This is a genomic window from Janthinobacterium sp. 78, from assembly GCF_003096775.1.
Classification (GTDB): domain Bacteria; phylum Pseudomonadota; class Gammaproteobacteria; order Burkholderiales; family Burkholderiaceae_D; genus Janthinobacterium; species Janthinobacterium tructae.
Genome location: NZ_QENT01000001.1, coordinates 1,743,117 through 1,758,625, shown reverse-complemented (window position 1 = coordinate 1,758,625; position 15,509 = coordinate 1,743,117). Strand labels below are relative to the sequence as shown.

The following is a 15,509-nucleotide window of genomic DNA, read 5'->3' as shown; positions in this document are numbered from 1 at the left end:
GATTCGTCTGACTGGCTCTTGCGCCGCAGGCGGTTTCCTAACAACATCAGCTGCTCAGGCCGTGTAGGCATGGCGGACCTGCCCCTCGCACCCGCTAGCACCACGCACCAGAGCATAGGGACGTTGGATGCCGGATGCAGCTCAGACGGCCGGATCAAAAGCGAAATTTGTGTTCGCTCTTTAACGATCTACCGGCTGACTGTCATGCAACATCAGGGGCCGATGATATAGTGGCGGAAATGTATACACAGAAAGAAAATGCCATGAAAAACGACGCAACCGCTCGCCCGCAAGCAAACCAGGCACCTGCCAGACTCAGCAAAGGGGACTTCGTCACGGCACTGCGCAAGCTGCTGCAAGAAGCAGCAAAGGCCGGAGAAACCAGCTTGGACGTACGCGCTGCGACCCTGCACACTGACGTTGGCGTTTATCCCGCGCGCGGCCACTCGATGCCGACCTGTTGCACGGTAATGTATGAAGAGATGCAGCCCGGTGACGAGATACTGCTGACGCCATCCGGCGGCAAAGGACCTACGCTGCTGGTACGATATAAATTCCCGCGCTGAAAATCGCGGTCTGAAGTACTGGTGGCAATTCAGAGCGCTAATCGGCGCCGTGCGCTTCCTCCCTACTGTGTTGAAAAAGTTAAGTGGCAACAATTTCGGGAGGTCTCAGATCTCCAGCATGCCGGTGATCGGTCACTAGCGACGGTACTGGCCAGTCCAGGCTGGCAGGAATTCTATCTACAGGTCAACGTACCGGCGTTTTTCAACACAACAGGCCGACAGCTGCCGTTGCGGTTTGATTGTCTGTATTTTTCCAGTAAAACCTTCAAGATTCCTAAACAATTCCAGTTTGCGGTAGCTTCGATTCCCGCCGTCTCCACCACGGAATAAATAGAAGGGCTTCCCCGTTTTGGCGGCGAGGCCCTTTCTATTTATTCCATGCATGCAGAACGCGGGCATTGCATCGGCGTCCGGTACGGGTGCGGGGGTGCTGCGGGGAGCGGGCAGCTTGCAAGCGCCATCCCCTCCGATACGCCTGACCAGGTTCTGCGCCGCAGGTGGTTTTTCCTGACGATAACCTTAGCCGCTCAGGTCGTGTACGAATGGCGGACTTGACCCTCGCGCCTTGGTTGCGCGCCAGCCGCGGCGCTGCAAGTGGCACACGCTCGTGCACAGCAAGGCTGGCAACAATAAATTGAGGACCGGTACAAGCATCAGCAAGCACAACAGCAGACCCAGGGCAAAGATCACCGGCCGCTGCTCGCGGCGCAACGCCGTTTCTTGTTCCGCGCTGAGCACCTCCGCGGCCGCCGCGCCGTAGATCATTTGCACATTCCAGGCCAGCAAGTACGAGATCAGCACGCACATGGCCCACACGGGGATCAGCAGGGAAAGCAGCAGCAACAGGCACCGCCCCCAGGCGGGGTGCGCGGCGCAGGCATCCAGTCCGGCCGGCGCTTGCCAGGCAACATAGCGGCGCGCCGCCACGGCCTTGGCGCGCTCCAGCAACAACCAGCGCAGCGGCAAGCGCGCCGTGCCGATGGCGCCGACGATAAAGACCATCACATAGAAAAAAGCAGCCAGCGCCAGCAGCGCCAGGGCGATCTGGCCGATCGACAGCAGGGCCTTGGCGGCGCTGCCCAGGCCGCCGGCGATATTGCCCATCTGCGAGACGGTGGCAGGCCCGTTGGCCAGTGTCCCGACGCCATCCATCACGCCCAGGCCCAGCAAGCCGGTGACGGACACCAGCGCCAGCATGGCGCTCAGTTCGACAAAGAAACGGCCGAAGCAGCTATACAGTCCCAGCCACAGCGCCACGACCGCCATGCACCACAGCGCGGAGCGCCACCACAGGCCTGCATGACGCGCATCGCGCAGTCCCAGGCCGATACACGTGAAGGCTTCCCGCCAGGCCAGCAGCCAGGTTTGCAATGTTTGTGTCACGCTCAAGCGTACTCCGCAATGAAGGGGCGGATACGTCGATCCGTATGTTGCCGATTGTACATGGACGAGGCTGGCATACGCGCCACTCAGGACGCAGCACAAAGCTGACGGCGGCCCTCAGCATTCAAAAATCGCTATCGAAACGCAAAAACAGTCGCAAGCTGCTCGGCACTTTCGCATGCAGACTCATAACAGACCTGATTTCTCCCGGCTTTCTTGGCCTTGTACAAGGCTTTATCAGCGAGCTCAATCAGTTCCACTGCCTGGTTTTCCAGATGCACTGGCATAAACGCCGCCACGCCGACGCTGGCCGTCACCACGCCAAGAGGATTGCCCCGATGCTCGATTCCCAGCGACTGCACGGCATGGCGAACACCTTCCGCCACCGCCAATGCGCCCTGCAGATCCGTACCGGGCAATAAAATGACCAGCTCCTCGCCACCGTAGCGCGCTGCAAGGTCGCCCGGTCTGCGCATGCTATAGGCCACCACACTGCCAATTTTTCTCAGGCACTCGTCACCGGCCACATGGCCATAGATATCGTTGTATTGCTTGAAGAAGTCGACATCGATCAAGACCAGTCCCAGAGCGCTTTTTTCACGCTGTCCACGGCTGAACTCGGCAAGCAGCGACTGATCAAAATGGCGCCGGTTCGCCAGCCCCGTCAATCCATCCTGACTGGCAAGGCGGGCCAGGGTTTCATTGATCAATTCCAGCTCATTCCGCGCCGCGACCAGCCCCGCCTCGCTCTTGACCCGCAAATCGATTTGCCGCACCCCGCGGTAGCCGATGAAGGCAATCAGCAATACCAGTACGCCACCCACGGCGTGTTGTATCACCGTATCGAGGCGCCACGCAGCGAGCTCTTCATCCTGTGACAACGCGGCAGAGACCACCAACGGGTATTCCTCGATTCTGCGGTAGCTATTGATACGCGTCACGCCATCGACGCGCGACTTGATCACGGCCGTGCCAACCGGGCTTTTGGGCAAATAATCATGAAATACCGGGAATTGCGAAATATCGCGTCCCAGCAAGCTCTCATCGAACGGCCGCCGCAATAAAAGAATGCCCGCTCCATTCGCAATGAAAATGGCGCCTTTTTCCCCTATCGAAAAACGTTCGTAAAACTGCCTGAAATAATTCATGTGGATGGTCGCCAGCACCACGCCGCCGAAACTGCCGTCAGGCATATTGATCCGCCGCGACACCGTGACGATCCAGTCACCGGTCGATTTGCTGCGCACGGGCGGGCCGACATAAGGCCCCCGGTCATCATGCGTTCGATGGTATTTGAAATAATCTCGATCGGAATTATTCAGATTTCTCAACAGCGTTTTCTGGGAGTTCACCAGCCAGCTGCCATCCTTGGCATAAATGAAGATGCCGTGTAACTGGGGCAGCTCGCCGACACGGGTGACCAGCAATTTATGGATACGCTCCAGTTCAAGGTCGGAAACACCATCTGTCTCCACCCGCTCCAGCAGTCCGACCAGCACCGTATCGGCCTCCTTGATGGTGTCATAGGCATGCTGCGCAACGGATTGCGCCAGATTGGCGCTTTCACGCGCCGCTTCATTGAGCTGCACTTCCCGGGCGCGCAAGGTCATCCATAGCTGGAGCGCCAGCAGCGACAGGCACACCAGCACGACAAATGAAATGGCTTGCGGCAACAAGGGGAAAACCCGGAAACCCGCTCCCGGCAGTCGTGGCGGCAGGCTGCGTGACCTGGTCATGGATACACTCCCGGTTTGATATCCAGTGAAGTGTGCACGAAATAGGCAGCAACATATTCACACATCGTCACAAAAGATATAAAAAAGCTACCGCGACACTTGCCGGGCAACATGTTCTTTCCGCCATGGCGGCGGTGAATCCTGTTCCAGCCCGCCATTGTTTGCGATACCGCAATTCCAGCTGGAACGGACTGCGAAACAATGCCAGTTCCACCATCTTCACATTGAAATCAGAGAGCACTGATGAATACTCGGCTTGCATGCTGCGCCATTGCGCTCGCTGTATTCTTACCTTCCCAAGCTGCGGACAAGCCGCTGGCATGGACTGGCGAACCACGCCCCTTGCAGGGTGACTATCAGATTTATGGGGGAACGCTGTCCGACATGCTGCCGCCCACGCGAAACGACCGGAAAGTGGCAATCATGGTCAAAGGGGAATTGGCACGGGAACTGTTTGCCCAGCTCGGCCCCGATGTGAAACAGGAGCAGGCATGCAGTTCCTCGGCGCACTACCGTGAGCGGCGCAGGGGGGATATTAGCTGCGTGCATACAAAAGGGGCAGCATACGAATGCTATTTCGGACTCGACCTGCGTACGGGAAAAGGGATGTATGGAGCAATCTGCTAGCCCGGGCACTGCCTGGCACAGCTAAAACCAGGGCCCGCCTCCTTGTACCGGCGCACAGCCAGCCGAATTCTTCCGCCTGAGCGACTCTACCTGCATATGACACCCGTAGCAGAACCCAATCCCCCATCCCTCATCTCAACAGCGTACACTGGCGCCTCTTCCATACCACATTGGTCCACAGTGAAACTATCGCGCTTTATTACCGGCCATCTGGAGCCGATCCTGGAAGAGTGGGAACTCTTCGCCAGGTCGCTTCCCATTCCTGGCAACGCCATCTCGAAAGCGGAATTACGCGATCATGCGAAGCAGATGCTGGAAACCATCGTGCGCGACATGGATGTCATCGAGAACGCGGCGCAGCGGAAAAAGAAATCGACCACGGGCGTGTCGGAAATAGAAGGCAAGGAAACGGCAGCGGCCACGCATGGCTCGCTGCGCCAGCAGATCGGCTTTACGCTGCCGCAGCTGACGGCGGAATTTCGCGCCATGCGGGCCAGCGTGCTGCGCCTGTGGATGGCACAGGTGTCGGTGACGACGAAAACGGCGACGCAAGACATCTTGCGCTTCAATGAAGCGATCGACCAGGCACTGCAGGAATCGGCGATACGCTATTCGCAGCAGAGCGACCGCACCCGCAATACCTTTCTCGCCATCCTCAGCCACGATTTGCGCAGTCCGCTGAGCACGATGACGATGGCCGGTGCGCTGCTGAGCCGGCCGAGCGCGACCTCTGCTTCCACGGTGCAGATCGGGGCACGGGTTGCCCGCAGCGCGGCCACCATGACCACCATGGTCAACGATCTGCTGGAATTCGCCAGGACGCAACTGGGGGGACGCATGCCCATTTCGCCCAGCCTGGGCGACCTGGGGGAAATCTGCAAGACAGCCGTCGAGGATGCCTCGGCCGCTCACCCGCAGTGCAAGTTTGAACTGAGTACCACGGGCGAGATGATCGGCGACTTCGATGCGGCCCGCCTGGCCCAGCTGTTTTCCAATTTGCTCAACAATGCCGCGCAATACCGCACCGACGACCAGCCGGTGAGCATCACGGCCTGCGGCGACGCCGATACGGCCGTGGTGCAAGTGAAGAATTTCGGCCGCCAGATCCCGGAAGCGTCGCTGAAGAGCATTTTCGATCCCCTGGTACAGCTGGCCATTTCCGACGATCACAAGGCGCCCAACGCCACCAGTATCGGCCTGGGCCTGTTTATCGCGCGTGAAATCGCCAGCGCGCACGGCGGCACCATCGGCGCCGAGTCGAGCCTGGAAAGCGGCACGATATTTACCGTGCGCCTGCCCAGGGTGTGGCGCAACGAGGGAGCGAACGGCGGCTAGCCGCGCGCCCTCGGAGAAGACGACCGCCCCTGCCGGGGCGGGGTCGCCTTATCTGCGGCTCAGCGGCACATACTCGCCCGGCAAGTTCGACACCTCCAGAGCATCAGCAAATGCAAGAAGGAACTTCGCCGAAGCATGTTCAGACGTGAGCAGAGATGCCCCCCTATGCCTGAGCAATTTCAACACTTCCTGCAATCGTTCCTGATACTCACTGGAGCTAGCGTAAAACGTTTGATACATCTCCAGCGTTTCCATGGCTTTCGCGGCCAGGATGAATTCGGGTTTGTCCATCATATCTCCTCTTGATCAGCTGGGAAACCCAGAAGACGCATCATCCGTCCCCTTGGGTACAGCCATCGCCGTCGGCATGGCCGCACGTCCATCATACGCCTCAACTCAGCCGTCACCAACAGCATGCGTCCAGGCCACCCACCTTCACCACCGATACCACACGCTTGAACTGGCCTTCGAGCTCGATGTGGCACTGCATGACGATGTCGGTCAAGGCGGCCATTTCCGCCCTATCAGTGAGGAACCGTTGCCATGATTATTTTCGACAAAGCGTCGATATTGATGGGCTTTACCAGGTAGTGGTCAAACCCTGCCTGGCCAGCGCGGTCGAACTCGCCAAGCTGGCTGTAACCCGACGCGGCGACAAAGCACGGCAGCGGCGCCGGCAAGGCCGCGCGTGCCGAACTGATAACCTGGAAACCATCCATGCCCGGCAAGCCGATATCGCACACGACCATATCGTAGGGGGCATCGAGCGCGGCGCGCAAGCCACTGGGGCCGTCGTTGCGCACGTCGACATGGTGGCCGTCCTGCATCAGCAGCAGCGCCAGCATTTCTGCCGCATCGGCGTTATCCTCGATCAGCAATATGCGGCGCGGCAATGCGCACGTCGCAGGTAGCGCCTGCAAGTCCGTCTGCGGCGGCGCCAGCGACGACAGGGGCAGCTGCAAGACAAACTGGCTGCCAAAGCCGACCCCGGCGCTGAAGACGTCCACGGTTCCACCATGCAACTGGGTAATGATGCGCACCAGCGACAGGCCGATGCCCAAGCCGCCCTGCGCCCGTTCCAGCGAACGGAAACCCTGGGTAAACAAGTCGAAGATGAAGGGCTGAATATCGAGGGCGATGCCGGCGCCGTCGTCGCTGACGGCAATTTCCACCAGATCATCGTGGCGCCTGACGACGACGTCGATATGGCCAAACTCGTGCGTAAACTTGCTTGCATTGATGAGCAAGTTCGCAAACACTTGCGTCAGACGCACCAGATCCCCTTCGATGACCAGGGCTTCCTTCGGCATGCTCACGCTCAGCACTTGCTGGCGTTGGCTGATGCTGGCCTGGCCGACTTCCACGGCGCTGGCGATGATGTCGCTCAGCACGATGGGCGCCAGCTGCAAGGTGATCTTCCCGCTGCTGACGCGCGAGGCGTCGAGCAAATCGTCGATCAGGCGCGCCATGTGCGCCACCTGGCGGCCGATCACGTCATGCACGTGCGCCAGTTGAGGGTCGAGGTCGACCTTCTTGGCCAGCAAATCATTGGCCATTGCCAGCGGCTGCAAGGGATTACGTAACTCGTGCGCGAGCATGGCCAGAAATTCCGTCTGGCGCAAGGTTGTCGCTTCGGCGGACGCTTGCATATCCTGGGCGCCAAACGTTGCCAGCACCAGGTTTTGATTGGCTTCGCGCAACTGCATGATCAACATGCCAAAGGCGTCAGATTTGTCCTTTTCCTGCATCTGCATCTTGGCCATGATCAACAGTTGATTGATCGTCTCGCGCAGCAGTTTGACTTCGCGGTTATGCAATGCCTGCAGATTTTGCTCGGAGGACAACTGCTGGGCGGGCGCATCCTCAGGATCCGGCGAGAGTGCTGTGTGGTGCATGGTAACGATGTACGGCCTGTGGGGGCCGACCTCAAGGACAACTCTTCGTTCCGCGGCGTTCACTCAGACCTCGCCGCGCACGCCAGCTCTATTGCTGCATACGGTGTATTACTTTATAGCTGAGCACGATACTCTATTTTCCTTATGAAATGAAAGCATTAGCTTACTTATCGATCAGATCGCCTGACGGAATAGCCGCGCGCACGCGTTGGCAACATGTTGCACTCCGTGCAAAAATGCGCTTGTCGCAACCCTCCCCCGCATTGCCAATGGACCAATACCATTTCCTCGTCGGCGAATTCGCAAAAAACAGTCCCTTCATTCCCGCCGCGGCCAGCGCGCAGCTGTTTGCCTGGTTCGAACACGTGGGTGAGCGCGTCGAGCGCTACGGCAGCAAGCGCGGCAAGGTCGTCAAGTTCTCGCAGAGAAACTACGAGAAGATGCTGTTTGTGCCCGAGACCGACAGCATCGAACTGTTTTCGCCGCGCATCGTGCCGCCCGACGAGGCTGACGAAGTGAGCAACTGCGCCGCACTGAACGCACACGCCATGCTGGGCGCCTACATCAATAATTGACAACCATGACCCCACACTTATCGCTGCACTGCTATCTGCAAGACGAGGCCGCCGAACGTCCCAAACGCTGTTCCGACGTGACCATCGAGGCCGACCCGGCCACCCTGCGCGCCATCGCCCATTTTCTGCTGGCCAGCGCCGACGCCTTTGATCTGGCGCAAGAACGCGCCGGCATGCACGCGCATTTGCAGGATGCCTGGGCCGGCTGGCAGGACGACTTCCCCGACCTGGTGGTCGTGGCGGCATAGACTGGCGCCCCGGTCTGCGCGCGTCGGGTAACATACGCCACCCTTGCCATACAGAGAACCTTGATGCCTCATTCCCGAACCGCCCTGCCGGCGCTGCGCGCCGCCGTGCTGGCCGCCGCGCTGGCCAGCCTGTCCGCCTGCGCCAGTCCGCCCGCGCACGAAGCGCTGTTCCTCACCACCACCTTCACGCCCGCGCACTCCTTCACCAAGGGCATCGAAGGGCCGGCCGTGGATGCGGATGGCAATATCTACGCCGTCAACTTTGCGCGCCAGCAAACCATCGGCAAGGTCAGCCCCGGCGGCATGGGCGAGGTGTACCTGACGCTGCCCGGCACCAGCATCGCCAACGGCATCCGCTTCGGCAGCCGGGGCCAGATGTATCTGGCAGACTATATGGAACACACGATTTACCTGGTCGATCCGGCCACGCGCGCGCTCACCATCCACGCGCGCGAGCCGCGCATGACGCAGCCGAACGACATCGCCATCACGGCCGACGACGTGCTGTATGCGAGCGACCCGAACTGGAAGGAAAACACGGGCCGCGTGTGGCGCATCGCGCAAGACGGCACGGTGACGCTGGCGCTCGACACCATGGGCACGGCCAACGGCATCGAAGTGAGCCCCGACGGCAAGATTTTGTACGTGAATGAAAGCGTGCAGCGCAATATCTGGATGTATGACATCGCCGCCGACGGCAGCCTGAGCGGCAAGCGATTGCTGATCAAGTTTGACGATTTCGGCATGGATGGCATGCGCGTGGATGTCGACGGCAACCTGTACGTGACGCGCTACGGCAAGGGCACGGTGGTGAAACTGTCGCCGCAGGGGCGCATCCTGCGCGAGATCAGCGTGCCCGGCGCCAAGCCCAGCAACATCACCTTCGGCGGCCCCGACGGCCGCACGGCGTATGTGACGGAAGTGGTGCAGGGACGCCTGCTGCAATTTCGCGTCGACCGCCCGGGCCTGGAGTGGCAGCGGGCGCAGGAGCGACGCAAGGCCGAATAGCAGGATGTCGGCTTACGCGCTTGCGCGCCAAGCCGACCTACGCATTACCACGATGGCCCGGTAGGTCGGCTTAGCCGGAACGGCGTAAGCCGACAACATCGTTGGCGGCGACCGGGTCAGCGCGGAATGACGCGCTCCGCCTTCAATTTCTCGAACAGACTGAAGAAGGCATCCTGCGTATCCTGGTAGTCGAGGAAACCGGCCTTGCGGCTCTTGCCCATGTCCGTCATGACTTCCATCGGCCGCCCCAGGTCGGCATCCGTATGCCACCAGGAAGCCAGGCGGCTGATATCGGCTTCCGCCAGATCATGCTGCTGCGCGATGGCACGCCATTGCGCGGGCGCATCCTGCATGCGCTCGGCCAGCGGCGCCATCGTTTCCGGCAAGTCTGCCGCTGCCACGCCAAAATACGCGGCCAGGCGCGGCCACAGCCACTTCCAGCGAAACACGTCGCCATTGACGATATTGAAATCTTCGTTGCGTGCGGCGGGGCTGTCCGCCGCCCACGCCAGGTGGCGCGCGATCTGGCCCGCGTCCGTCATGTCGGACAAACCGTGCCACTGCGCGGGCGAACCGGGAAAGACGAAGGGCGCGCCGCTGGCCTTGCACAAATTCGCGTACACGGCCAGGGTCAAACCCATGTTCATGGCATTGCCCAGCGCGTAGCCAATGATGGTGTGCGGGCGGTGCACGCTCCACGTAAAACCGTACTGAGCGGCCGCTTCAAACAAGCGGTCTTCCTGTGCATAGTAAAAATTCTCCACGGGCTGGCGGCCCTGCTCTTCGCGGAACGGCGTCACAGGCACTGTTCCCTTGCCATACGCATCGAACGGTCCCAGGTAGTGCTTGAGACCCGTCACCAGCGCCGCATGGCGCAAGTGGCCGTTCGGCCCCAGCGCGGCCAGCACATTGGCCACCATGGCGCCGTTGACGCGGATGTTTTCCTGCTCGTTTTTCTGGCGCGCCCAGGCCGTGAAGAAGACGTGGCTGGCGTCCAGGCCCGCCAGCGCGGCGGCGACGGCCGCGCCATCCGTCGCATCGAGCTGCAAGGCCGTGCAGCCGGCCGGCACGGGCGTGCGTCCGCGCGAGACGCCCGTCACCTGCCAGCCTTCGCCGAGCAGATGCGTGGCAAGGTTGCTGCCGATGACGCCGCTGGCGCCGATGATGAGGGCGTGTTTTTGCATGTTAGAAAGCCTCCGAAAGAAAAACCCATCATATCCGCGACTGAAATTCTTATCCGCGATACTATTTCACATTATTCATGAAAAAAATTCGCGGATCATGTTTTCATCGGAACATCTCAAAGGCCTCACGCCCTTCCTCGCCACGGCCGACGCGGGCAGTTTTACCAAGGCGGCCGAGCGCCTGCACCTGAGCAGCTCGGCCGTCAGCAAGAGCGTCGCGCGGCTGGAGGAACGGCTGGGCGTGCTGCTGTTCGAGCGCAGCACGCGCCGGCTGAAACTGAGCGACGCTGGCCGCGCCTATTACGCCACCTGCAAGCGCGTGCTGCAAGAACTGATGGATGCGGAAGACGTGCTGGCCGAACACGCGACGGAACTGGCGGGCAAGGTGCGCATCGGCGTGCCCGCAGCGTATGGCCGGCTGCGCGTGATGCCGGCCCTGCTGGCGCTGTGCGCGCAGTATCCGCGCCTGCAGCCGTCGATCGCCTTCAGCGACCGCTTCGTCGACCTGTTCGAGGAGCGCATCGATATCGCCGTGCGCATCGGCGCGCCTTCGCACTGGCCGGCCGCGCTGGGACAGATGCACCTGGGCGACGAGCAGCTGATCCTGTGCGCGGCGCCCGCCTACCTGGCGCGGCGCGGCACGCCCGCGTCCATCGCAGATCTGGAGCAGCACGACTGCATCGCCTATGGTCGCGGCGACGGCTCGCCCATGCCCTGGCTCTTCCCGCACGATGAACATGGCGGACAGGTGGAATACCGCCTGGCGTCGCCACGCATGACGGTGGGCGACGCGGAAGCGCGCACGGCCGCCGTGCTGGCGGGCCTGGGCGTAGCGCAGCTGGCCACCTGGCTGGTGCAGGAATACCTGGCGACGGGCGCCATCGTGGCAGTCCTGCCGCAGCTGGCCACGCCAGGCTTGCCCCTGTACCTGGCGTGGCCGCTGGCGCGCCAGCTGACGCCGAAAACAGGCACCCTGCTGCAGGAATTGCGGCAGCGGCTGACGATCAGCTAAAAATACGGCTTGACCCTGACGTCGCGTCAGGGTCGATGCTGTCCGTACGCACCAGGAAAGGAGTACGCCATGCTGTTGAAAATCGGTGAACTTGCCAAGCTCACGGGCCTGAGCATCCGCACCCTGCACCATTACGACAGCATCGGCCTGCTCTCGCCTTCGGCGCGCACACCCGCTGGCTACCGCCTGTACCAGCACGGCGACATGGACCGCTTGCACCGGATCATAGCGCTGCGCAAGTTCGGGCTGTCGCTGGCCGATATCGCCAACGCACTCGCCGGGCCGGACCTGCCCTTGAGCACCATCGTGGCGCGGCAGATCGCCATGCTGGAGCGCCAGATCGCGCAGGCTTCCACCCTGCGTGCACGCCTGTGCCGCTTGCAGAAGCAACTGGCGCAAGGGCAGGCGCCGGAACTGGCCGAGTGGCTCACCACAATGGAGTTGATGACCATGTACGACAAATACTTTAGTCCCGAAGAACTGCAACAACTGCCGCTGCTGTCGGACACAGCCGTGGAACAGGAATGGAAGGCACTGGTAACAAGAGTGCGCGCCGTCAAAGACGCGGGCGCCAGCCCCGACGATGCGCAGGCACAGGCGCTGGCCACGCAATGGATGGTCAAGCTAGTGCGCGACACCGGCGCCCACCCTGGCCTGTTCGCGCGGCTGAACGACATGCACGCGCAGGAGCCATCGATGCAAGCGACGACCAGCATCGATGCGGAGGTGATGCAATTCATCATCGCCGCCTTCAATGCCTCGCGCATCGCGCTGTACCGGCCTTTCCTCAACGCACAGGAATATGCGCACCTGGCCGCCAATTACGGCAAGCGTTCGGGCGAGTGGCCGGCCCTGATCGCCGCCGTGCGCGCCGCCATCGATGCGCGCACGCCGCCCACCGATCCGGCCGTGCTGCAACTGGCGCGGCAATGGCTGGAGCTGTTCCGTTCGTATGCGGGCACGGACCCGGCCACGCAGCTGAAATTTCGCCAGGCGCACCAGCAGGAACCGCGTCTGATGGAAGGCAGCTTCGTCGACGCGGCCATGCTGCAATACCTGGGCGCGGCGATGACCGTGGTGGCGCAGGAAAAGCCAGCGTAAAAGTTGGCGTGCGGCATATCCAGGCGGTGGCCATGTAGAATCGGCCATCGCCAATCACAGGAAAAACCGATGCGCCGCTTTCTGTTAGCTTGCCTGACCCTGCCCGCCTTGCATATCGCCATGGCGGCCGAACCGCCCGTGCAAGGCGTGTGGCAAGGCACCTTGGGCAAGGCGAATATCGTGGCTTGCTTCAACCAGCCCAGCGCCACGCAAGGATCTGACCGCAGCGGCAATTACTACTACACGCGCTACAAGACACCGATCATGCTGTCCATGCCGAACGGCAAGAGCGACTGGAGCGAATCCGATGCCAAGGGCGATACCACGGGCACGTGGAAACTCAATGCACCGCAGGGCGGCAAGCTCACCGGCACCTGGACGGAGCCGAAAAGCGGCAAGTCCCTGCCCCTGGCCTTGACCCTGCTGGAAGCGGCGGGCGACCGCGACCATCCATCCTGCGCCAGCGATGCCTACAACCTGGCGCTGGAAGACTTTCCCGGCACAAAGGTCAGCAAACCCATTGCCTTCGAAGGCAAGCAATACCGCAACCTGCAAGTGGGCGACAGCATCACGGTGGAATTGATCGCGCCTGGCGATGGCATCGCAAAAATCAACGCGCAGCTGCGTACCGTGCTGGCGAAGAACAAAAAGGATCTGGCCGATTTCTATGCCACGCGCCGCGAGTATCTGGGCCGCAACGGTTTCACGACGGAAGACGAAGTGTATGCGGAGCCCACCTACTGGTCGCCACGCTGGGTGACGCTCAAATTTTACCGCTGGCCGGCCGGCTATGGCGCCAGCGGCATCTCCATCCGCTTCCGTACCTGGGACGTAAAAACGGGCCAGGAAACGGACGTGTGGAACTGGTTTGGCGCCAGCGCCAGCGATGGCGACGACAAGGCCGAATTGCCGGACCGCCTGCGCCAGGCCCTCTTCAAGAATGTGACAATCGACGCCGAATGCAAGGGCACGGATTACGACGGCCGCGGCCGCTTCCACCTGTCATTGAAGCCGGAAGGCGTCTCGTTCTGGGAAGACTCGAACGGCAGTGGCTGCGAAAACGATTTTTTACTGCCCTACAGCAAGGTCAGCCCCTTCCTCACCGTCAAGGGCCGCGCCGCGCTCAGCGATTTATTGCCGAAGAACTAGGCGCAACCACCTCGGCCACCATCTCCGCCGTCGCGGCCGCCAGGGTCCAGCCCAGGTGGCCGTGGCCCGTGTTGTAGTACACGCCCGGCGCCTTGCCCGGCCCCACCTTCGGCAGCATGGCCGGCAGCATGGGACGCAAACCCGCCCACGGGATCACCTTGCGCGTACTCACCTCAGGAAAACATTGCTCGACCCATGCCAGCAGCGGGCGGATGCGGTCGGCGCGGATATCGTCATTGAATCCATTGAATTCCGCCGTGCCCGCCACTCTGAGCCGGTCTTCACCGAGGCGGCTGCTGACCAGCTTGGTGGCATCGTCAAGCAGGCTGACCTTGGGCGCCGCCGCCCGGCTGGCGGCATCATCGAGCTGCACGGTGATCGAATAGCCTTTCACGGGATACACATTCACATGGTCACCCAGGGATGCCGCCATGGCGCGGCTGGCTGTGCCCGCGCAGATGACGACGGCGTCGAACAGGGTGCTGTCCTCGCCCACGCCGTCTCCCACGCTAACGCGCACCTTGCCGTGCTCGCGCGCCAGCGCCGTCACCTGTGCACCATAGCGGCAGGCCACGCCCAGGCGCACGCAGGCGTCGGCCAGGCCGCTGGTGAACTTGTGGATATCGCCCGTGGAATCGCTGTCCGTGTAGTAGCCGCCGTAAAAGTCGCCGATGAGGGCCGGCTCGATGGCGCGCATTTCCAGCAAGCTCACGGCGCGCCGCTGCAAGCCGCCCCGGGCCAGCAGGCGCGACACGCCGGCCGCCCGCTCAAAGCCGCGCTGGTCCCGGTAGACATGCAGGATGCCCGCGCGGCGATGATCGAAATCAATATTCTCTTGCTCTGCCCACGCAAACAAATGTGCGCGCGCGGCGATCGCCATGCGCGCCGTGGCGATGGTGTTGCGCTCATAGTCAGGCATAGCGGCGAGAAACTCCGCAAACCAGTTCAGCTTGTGCCAGCCGGGAGTCGGATTGAGCAGCAGCGGTGCATCGCGCCGCGCCATCCATTTCAGCGCATTCCATAGCGTTGCCTTGTGGTTCCACACTTCCGCGTGCGAGGCCGACAATTGCCCGCCATTCGCATACGACGTTTCCATGGCCGCATAGCGGTGGCGCTCGATCAGGGTGACATTAACGCCACGTTTCGCCAGCGCATACGCCGTGGTGACGCCCGTGATGCCGGCGCCGAGCACAGCCACGCGCGTCATAGTGGCGACACCTTGTGCACGACGGTATCGCCCGCCTGCAAGACGCGGCCATCCTCGGCCAGCACGTCCACCCTGCGCACGGGCAAGCCCGAGCCGCGCTGCAGCAGGGTGGAGTGCGCCTCGCCTGGTTCAAACAATTGCGCCTCGCTCCACTGGCGCAAGCCGACCACGACAGGAAACAGCGCCAGCCCCTTGTGCGTGAGCACATATTCCTGGTAGGCCGTGCCGTCCGACGCGGGCGCGATGGTAAAAATGCCCTCCTCCACCAGCGTGTGCAGGCGGTCGGCCAGGATGTTCTTCGCCACGCCCAGGCTTTTCTGGAATTCCCCGAACCTGCGCATGCCGTCGAAGGCGTCGCGCACGATCAGCAGCGACCAGCGCTCGCCGATCACGTCGAGCGCGCGCGCCACGGGACAGGGGTCGGTTTTCAGGCTCTTGCGCTTGGCCACGGGTGTCTCCTTGATTGACTGGTTGCATTTTAAA

17 protein-coding genes are annotated in these 15,509 nt (G+C 61.8%); 9 read left to right on the top strand and 8 right to left on the bottom strand.

The annotated features are described in order from the left end of the window. Positions 1 to 263: 263 nt before the first annotated feature. Entirely contained in the window at positions 264 to 566 is a 303-nt protein-coding gene (locus C8C92_RS07795; protein ID WP_116745874.1) for an HNH endonuclease, read from the top strand. A gap of 21 nt (positions 567 to 587) precedes the next feature. Further along, positions 588 to 896: a hypothetical protein gene (locus C8C92_RS27185; protein WP_133250715.1), complete on the top strand. Its 309-nt coding sequence runs from the start codon at positions 588 to 590 to the stop codon at positions 894 to 896. A gap of 189 nt (positions 897 to 1,085) precedes the next feature. Here C8C92_RS27185 and C8C92_RS07790 read toward each other — a convergent pair whose 3' ends face one another. The 3 genes from C8C92_RS07790 to C8C92_RS27180 all read right to left on the bottom strand — a co-directional run bounded on the left by C8C92_RS07790 (position 1,086) and on the right by C8C92_RS27180 (position 3,947). Beyond that, positions 1,086 to 1,955, bottom strand: a complete 870-nt coding sequence (locus C8C92_RS07790; RefSeq protein ID WP_133250714.1) for a hypothetical protein — start codon at positions 1,953 to 1,955, stop codon at positions 1,086 to 1,088. Between the two features lie 128 nt (positions 1,956 to 2,083). After that, on the bottom strand, positions 2,084 to 3,685 hold the full coding sequence (locus C8C92_RS07785; protein ID WP_116743455.1) for a sensor domain-containing diguanylate cyclase: 1,602 nt from the start codon (positions 3,683 to 3,685) through the stop codon (positions 2,084 to 2,086). Between the two features lie 67 nt (positions 3,686 to 3,752). Then, positions 3,753 to 3,947: a hypothetical protein gene (locus C8C92_RS27180; RefSeq protein WP_133250713.1), complete on the bottom strand. Its 195-nt coding sequence runs from the start codon at positions 3,945 to 3,947 to the stop codon at positions 3,753 to 3,755. A gap of 545 nt (positions 3,948 to 4,492) precedes the next feature. Between C8C92_RS27180 and C8C92_RS07775 the strand changes: the two genes are divergently transcribed. Then, positions 4,493 to 5,647 (top strand): HAMP domain-containing sensor histidine kinase, encoded by a 1,155-nt coding sequence (locus C8C92_RS07775; RefSeq protein ID WP_116743453.1) that lies wholly within the window; start codon positions 4,493 to 4,495, stop codon positions 5,645 to 5,647. A gap of 48 nt (positions 5,648 to 5,695) precedes the next feature. On the opposite strand, the gene C8C92_RS07770 is transcribed toward C8C92_RS07775, so the two are convergent. Beyond that, complete coding sequence (locus C8C92_RS07770; protein WP_133250712.1) at positions 5,696 to 5,938, bottom strand: hypothetical protein; 243 nt, start codon at positions 5,936 to 5,938, stop codon at positions 5,696 to 5,698. Positions 5,939 to 6,171: 233 nt separating this feature from the next. Beyond that, entirely contained in the window at positions 6,172 to 7,542 is a 1,371-nt protein-coding gene (locus C8C92_RS07765) for a hybrid sensor histidine kinase/response regulator (RefSeq protein ID WP_243420141.1), read from the bottom strand. Between the two features lie 269 nt (positions 7,543 to 7,811). Between C8C92_RS07765 and C8C92_RS07760 the strand changes: the two genes are divergently transcribed. The 3 genes from C8C92_RS07760 to C8C92_RS07750 all read left to right on the top strand — a co-directional run bounded on the left by C8C92_RS07760 (position 7,812) and on the right by C8C92_RS07750 (position 9,373). Further along, positions 7,812 to 8,117, top strand: coding sequence for a hypothetical protein (locus C8C92_RS07760; protein ID WP_099760303.1), 306 nt, complete (start codon positions 7,812 to 7,814; stop codon positions 8,115 to 8,117). Between the two features lie 5 nt (positions 8,118 to 8,122). After that, positions 8,123 to 8,365 carry a hypothetical protein gene (locus tag C8C92_RS07755; protein WP_099760304.1) on the top strand — a complete coding sequence of 81 codons (243 nt, stop codon included), beginning with the start codon at positions 8,123 to 8,125 and terminating at the stop codon, positions 8,363 to 8,365. A gap of 63 nt (positions 8,366 to 8,428) precedes the next feature. Next, positions 8,429 to 9,373: an SMP-30/gluconolactonase/LRE family protein gene (locus tag C8C92_RS07750; protein WP_180287812.1), complete on the top strand. Its 945-nt coding sequence runs from the start codon at positions 8,429 to 8,431 to the stop codon at positions 9,371 to 9,373. A 116-nt stretch (positions 9,374 to 9,489) separates the two neighbouring features. On the opposite strand, the gene C8C92_RS07745 is transcribed toward C8C92_RS07750, so the two are convergent. Next, the gene (locus tag C8C92_RS07745; RefSeq protein WP_099760305.1) at positions 9,490 to 10,557 is read right to left on the bottom strand and encodes an SDR family oxidoreductase; all 1,068 of its coding nucleotides are present in this window, start codon (positions 10,555 to 10,557) and stop codon (positions 9,490 to 9,492) included. 97 nt (positions 10,558 to 10,654) lie between these two features. Between C8C92_RS07745 and C8C92_RS07740 the strand changes: the two genes are divergently transcribed. The 3 genes from C8C92_RS07740 to C8C92_RS07730 all read left to right on the top strand — a co-directional run bounded on the left by C8C92_RS07740 (position 10,655) and on the right by C8C92_RS07730 (position 13,819). After that, positions 10,655 to 11,569 (top strand): LysR family transcriptional regulator, encoded by a 915-nt coding sequence (locus C8C92_RS07740; RefSeq protein ID WP_116743451.1) that lies wholly within the window; start codon positions 10,655 to 10,657, stop codon positions 11,567 to 11,569. A gap of 69 nt (positions 11,570 to 11,638) precedes the next feature. Continuing rightward, positions 11,639 to 12,670, top strand: a complete 1,032-nt coding sequence (locus tag C8C92_RS07735; RefSeq protein WP_116743450.1) for a MerR family transcriptional regulator — start codon at positions 11,639 to 11,641, stop codon at positions 12,668 to 12,670. A gap of 69 nt (positions 12,671 to 12,739) precedes the next feature. Then, on the top strand, positions 12,740 to 13,819 hold the full coding sequence (locus C8C92_RS07730; protein ID WP_116743449.1) for a hypothetical protein: 1,080 nt from the start codon (positions 12,740 to 12,742) through the stop codon (positions 13,817 to 13,819). Here the strand turns inward: C8C92_RS07730 and C8C92_RS07725 are convergent. Both C8C92_RS07725 and C8C92_RS07720 read right to left on the bottom strand, forming a co-directional pair. Then, a complete protein-coding gene (locus tag C8C92_RS07725; protein ID WP_116743448.1) occupies positions 13,794 to 15,026 on the bottom strand; it encodes a D-amino acid dehydrogenase in 1,233 nt (410 codons plus the stop codon). The two genes, C8C92_RS07730 and C8C92_RS07725, sit on opposite strands and share 26 nt — an antisense overlap. After that, on the bottom strand, positions 15,023 to 15,475 hold the full coding sequence (locus C8C92_RS07720; protein ID WP_116743447.1) for a helix-turn-helix domain-containing protein: 453 nt from the start codon (positions 15,473 to 15,475) through the stop codon (positions 15,023 to 15,025). The genes C8C92_RS07725 and C8C92_RS07720 overlap by 4 nt, the downstream gene beginning before the upstream one ends. Between the last annotated feature and the right edge of the window lie 34 nt (positions 15,476 to 15,509).

Coding starts and splice junctions, on each gene's coding strand:
- C8C92_RS07740 (WP_116743451.1), top strand. CDS start 10,655: ATGTTTTCATCGGAACATCTCAAAGGCCTCACGCCCTTCCTCGCCACG.
- C8C92_RS07735 (WP_116743450.1), top strand. CDS start 11,639: ATGCTGTTGAAAATCGGTGAACTTGCCAAGCTCACGGGCCTGAGCATC.
- C8C92_RS27180 (WP_133250713.1), bottom strand. CDS start 3,947: ATGCAAGCCGAGTATTCATCAGTGCTCTCTGATTTCAATGTGAAGATG.
- C8C92_RS07765 (WP_243420141.1), bottom strand. CDS start 7,542: ATGCACCACACAGCACTCTCGCCGGATCCTGAGGATGCGCCCGCCCAG.
- C8C92_RS07725 (WP_116743448.1), bottom strand. CDS start 15,026: ATGACGCGCGTGGCTGTGCTCGGCGCCGGCATCACGGGCGTCACCACG.
- C8C92_RS07770 (WP_133250712.1), bottom strand. CDS start 5,938: ATGGACAAACCCGAATTCATCCTGGCCGCGAAAGCCATGGAAACGCTG.
- C8C92_RS07730 (WP_116743449.1), top strand. CDS start 12,740: ATGCGCCGCTTTCTGTTAGCTTGCCTGACCCTGCCCGCCTTGCATATC.
- C8C92_RS07745 (WP_099760305.1), bottom strand. CDS start 10,557: ATGCAAAAACACGCCCTCATCATCGGCGCCAGCGGCGTCATCGGCAGC.
- C8C92_RS07785 (WP_116743455.1), bottom strand. CDS start 3,685: ATGACCAGGTCACGCAGCCTGCCGCCACGACTGCCGGGAGCGGGTTTC.
- C8C92_RS07760 (WP_099760303.1), top strand. CDS start 7,812: ATGGACCAATACCATTTCCTCGTCGGCGAATTCGCAAAAAACAGTCCC.
- C8C92_RS07750 (WP_180287812.1), top strand. CDS start 8,429: ATGCCTCATTCCCGAACCGCCCTGCCGGCGCTGCGCGCCGCCGTGCTG.
- C8C92_RS07795 (WP_116745874.1), top strand. CDS start 264: ATGAAAAACGACGCAACCGCTCGCCCGCAAGCAAACCAGGCACCTGCC.
- C8C92_RS07755 (WP_099760304.1), top strand. CDS start 8,123: ATGACCCCACACTTATCGCTGCACTGCTATCTGCAAGACGAGGCCGCC.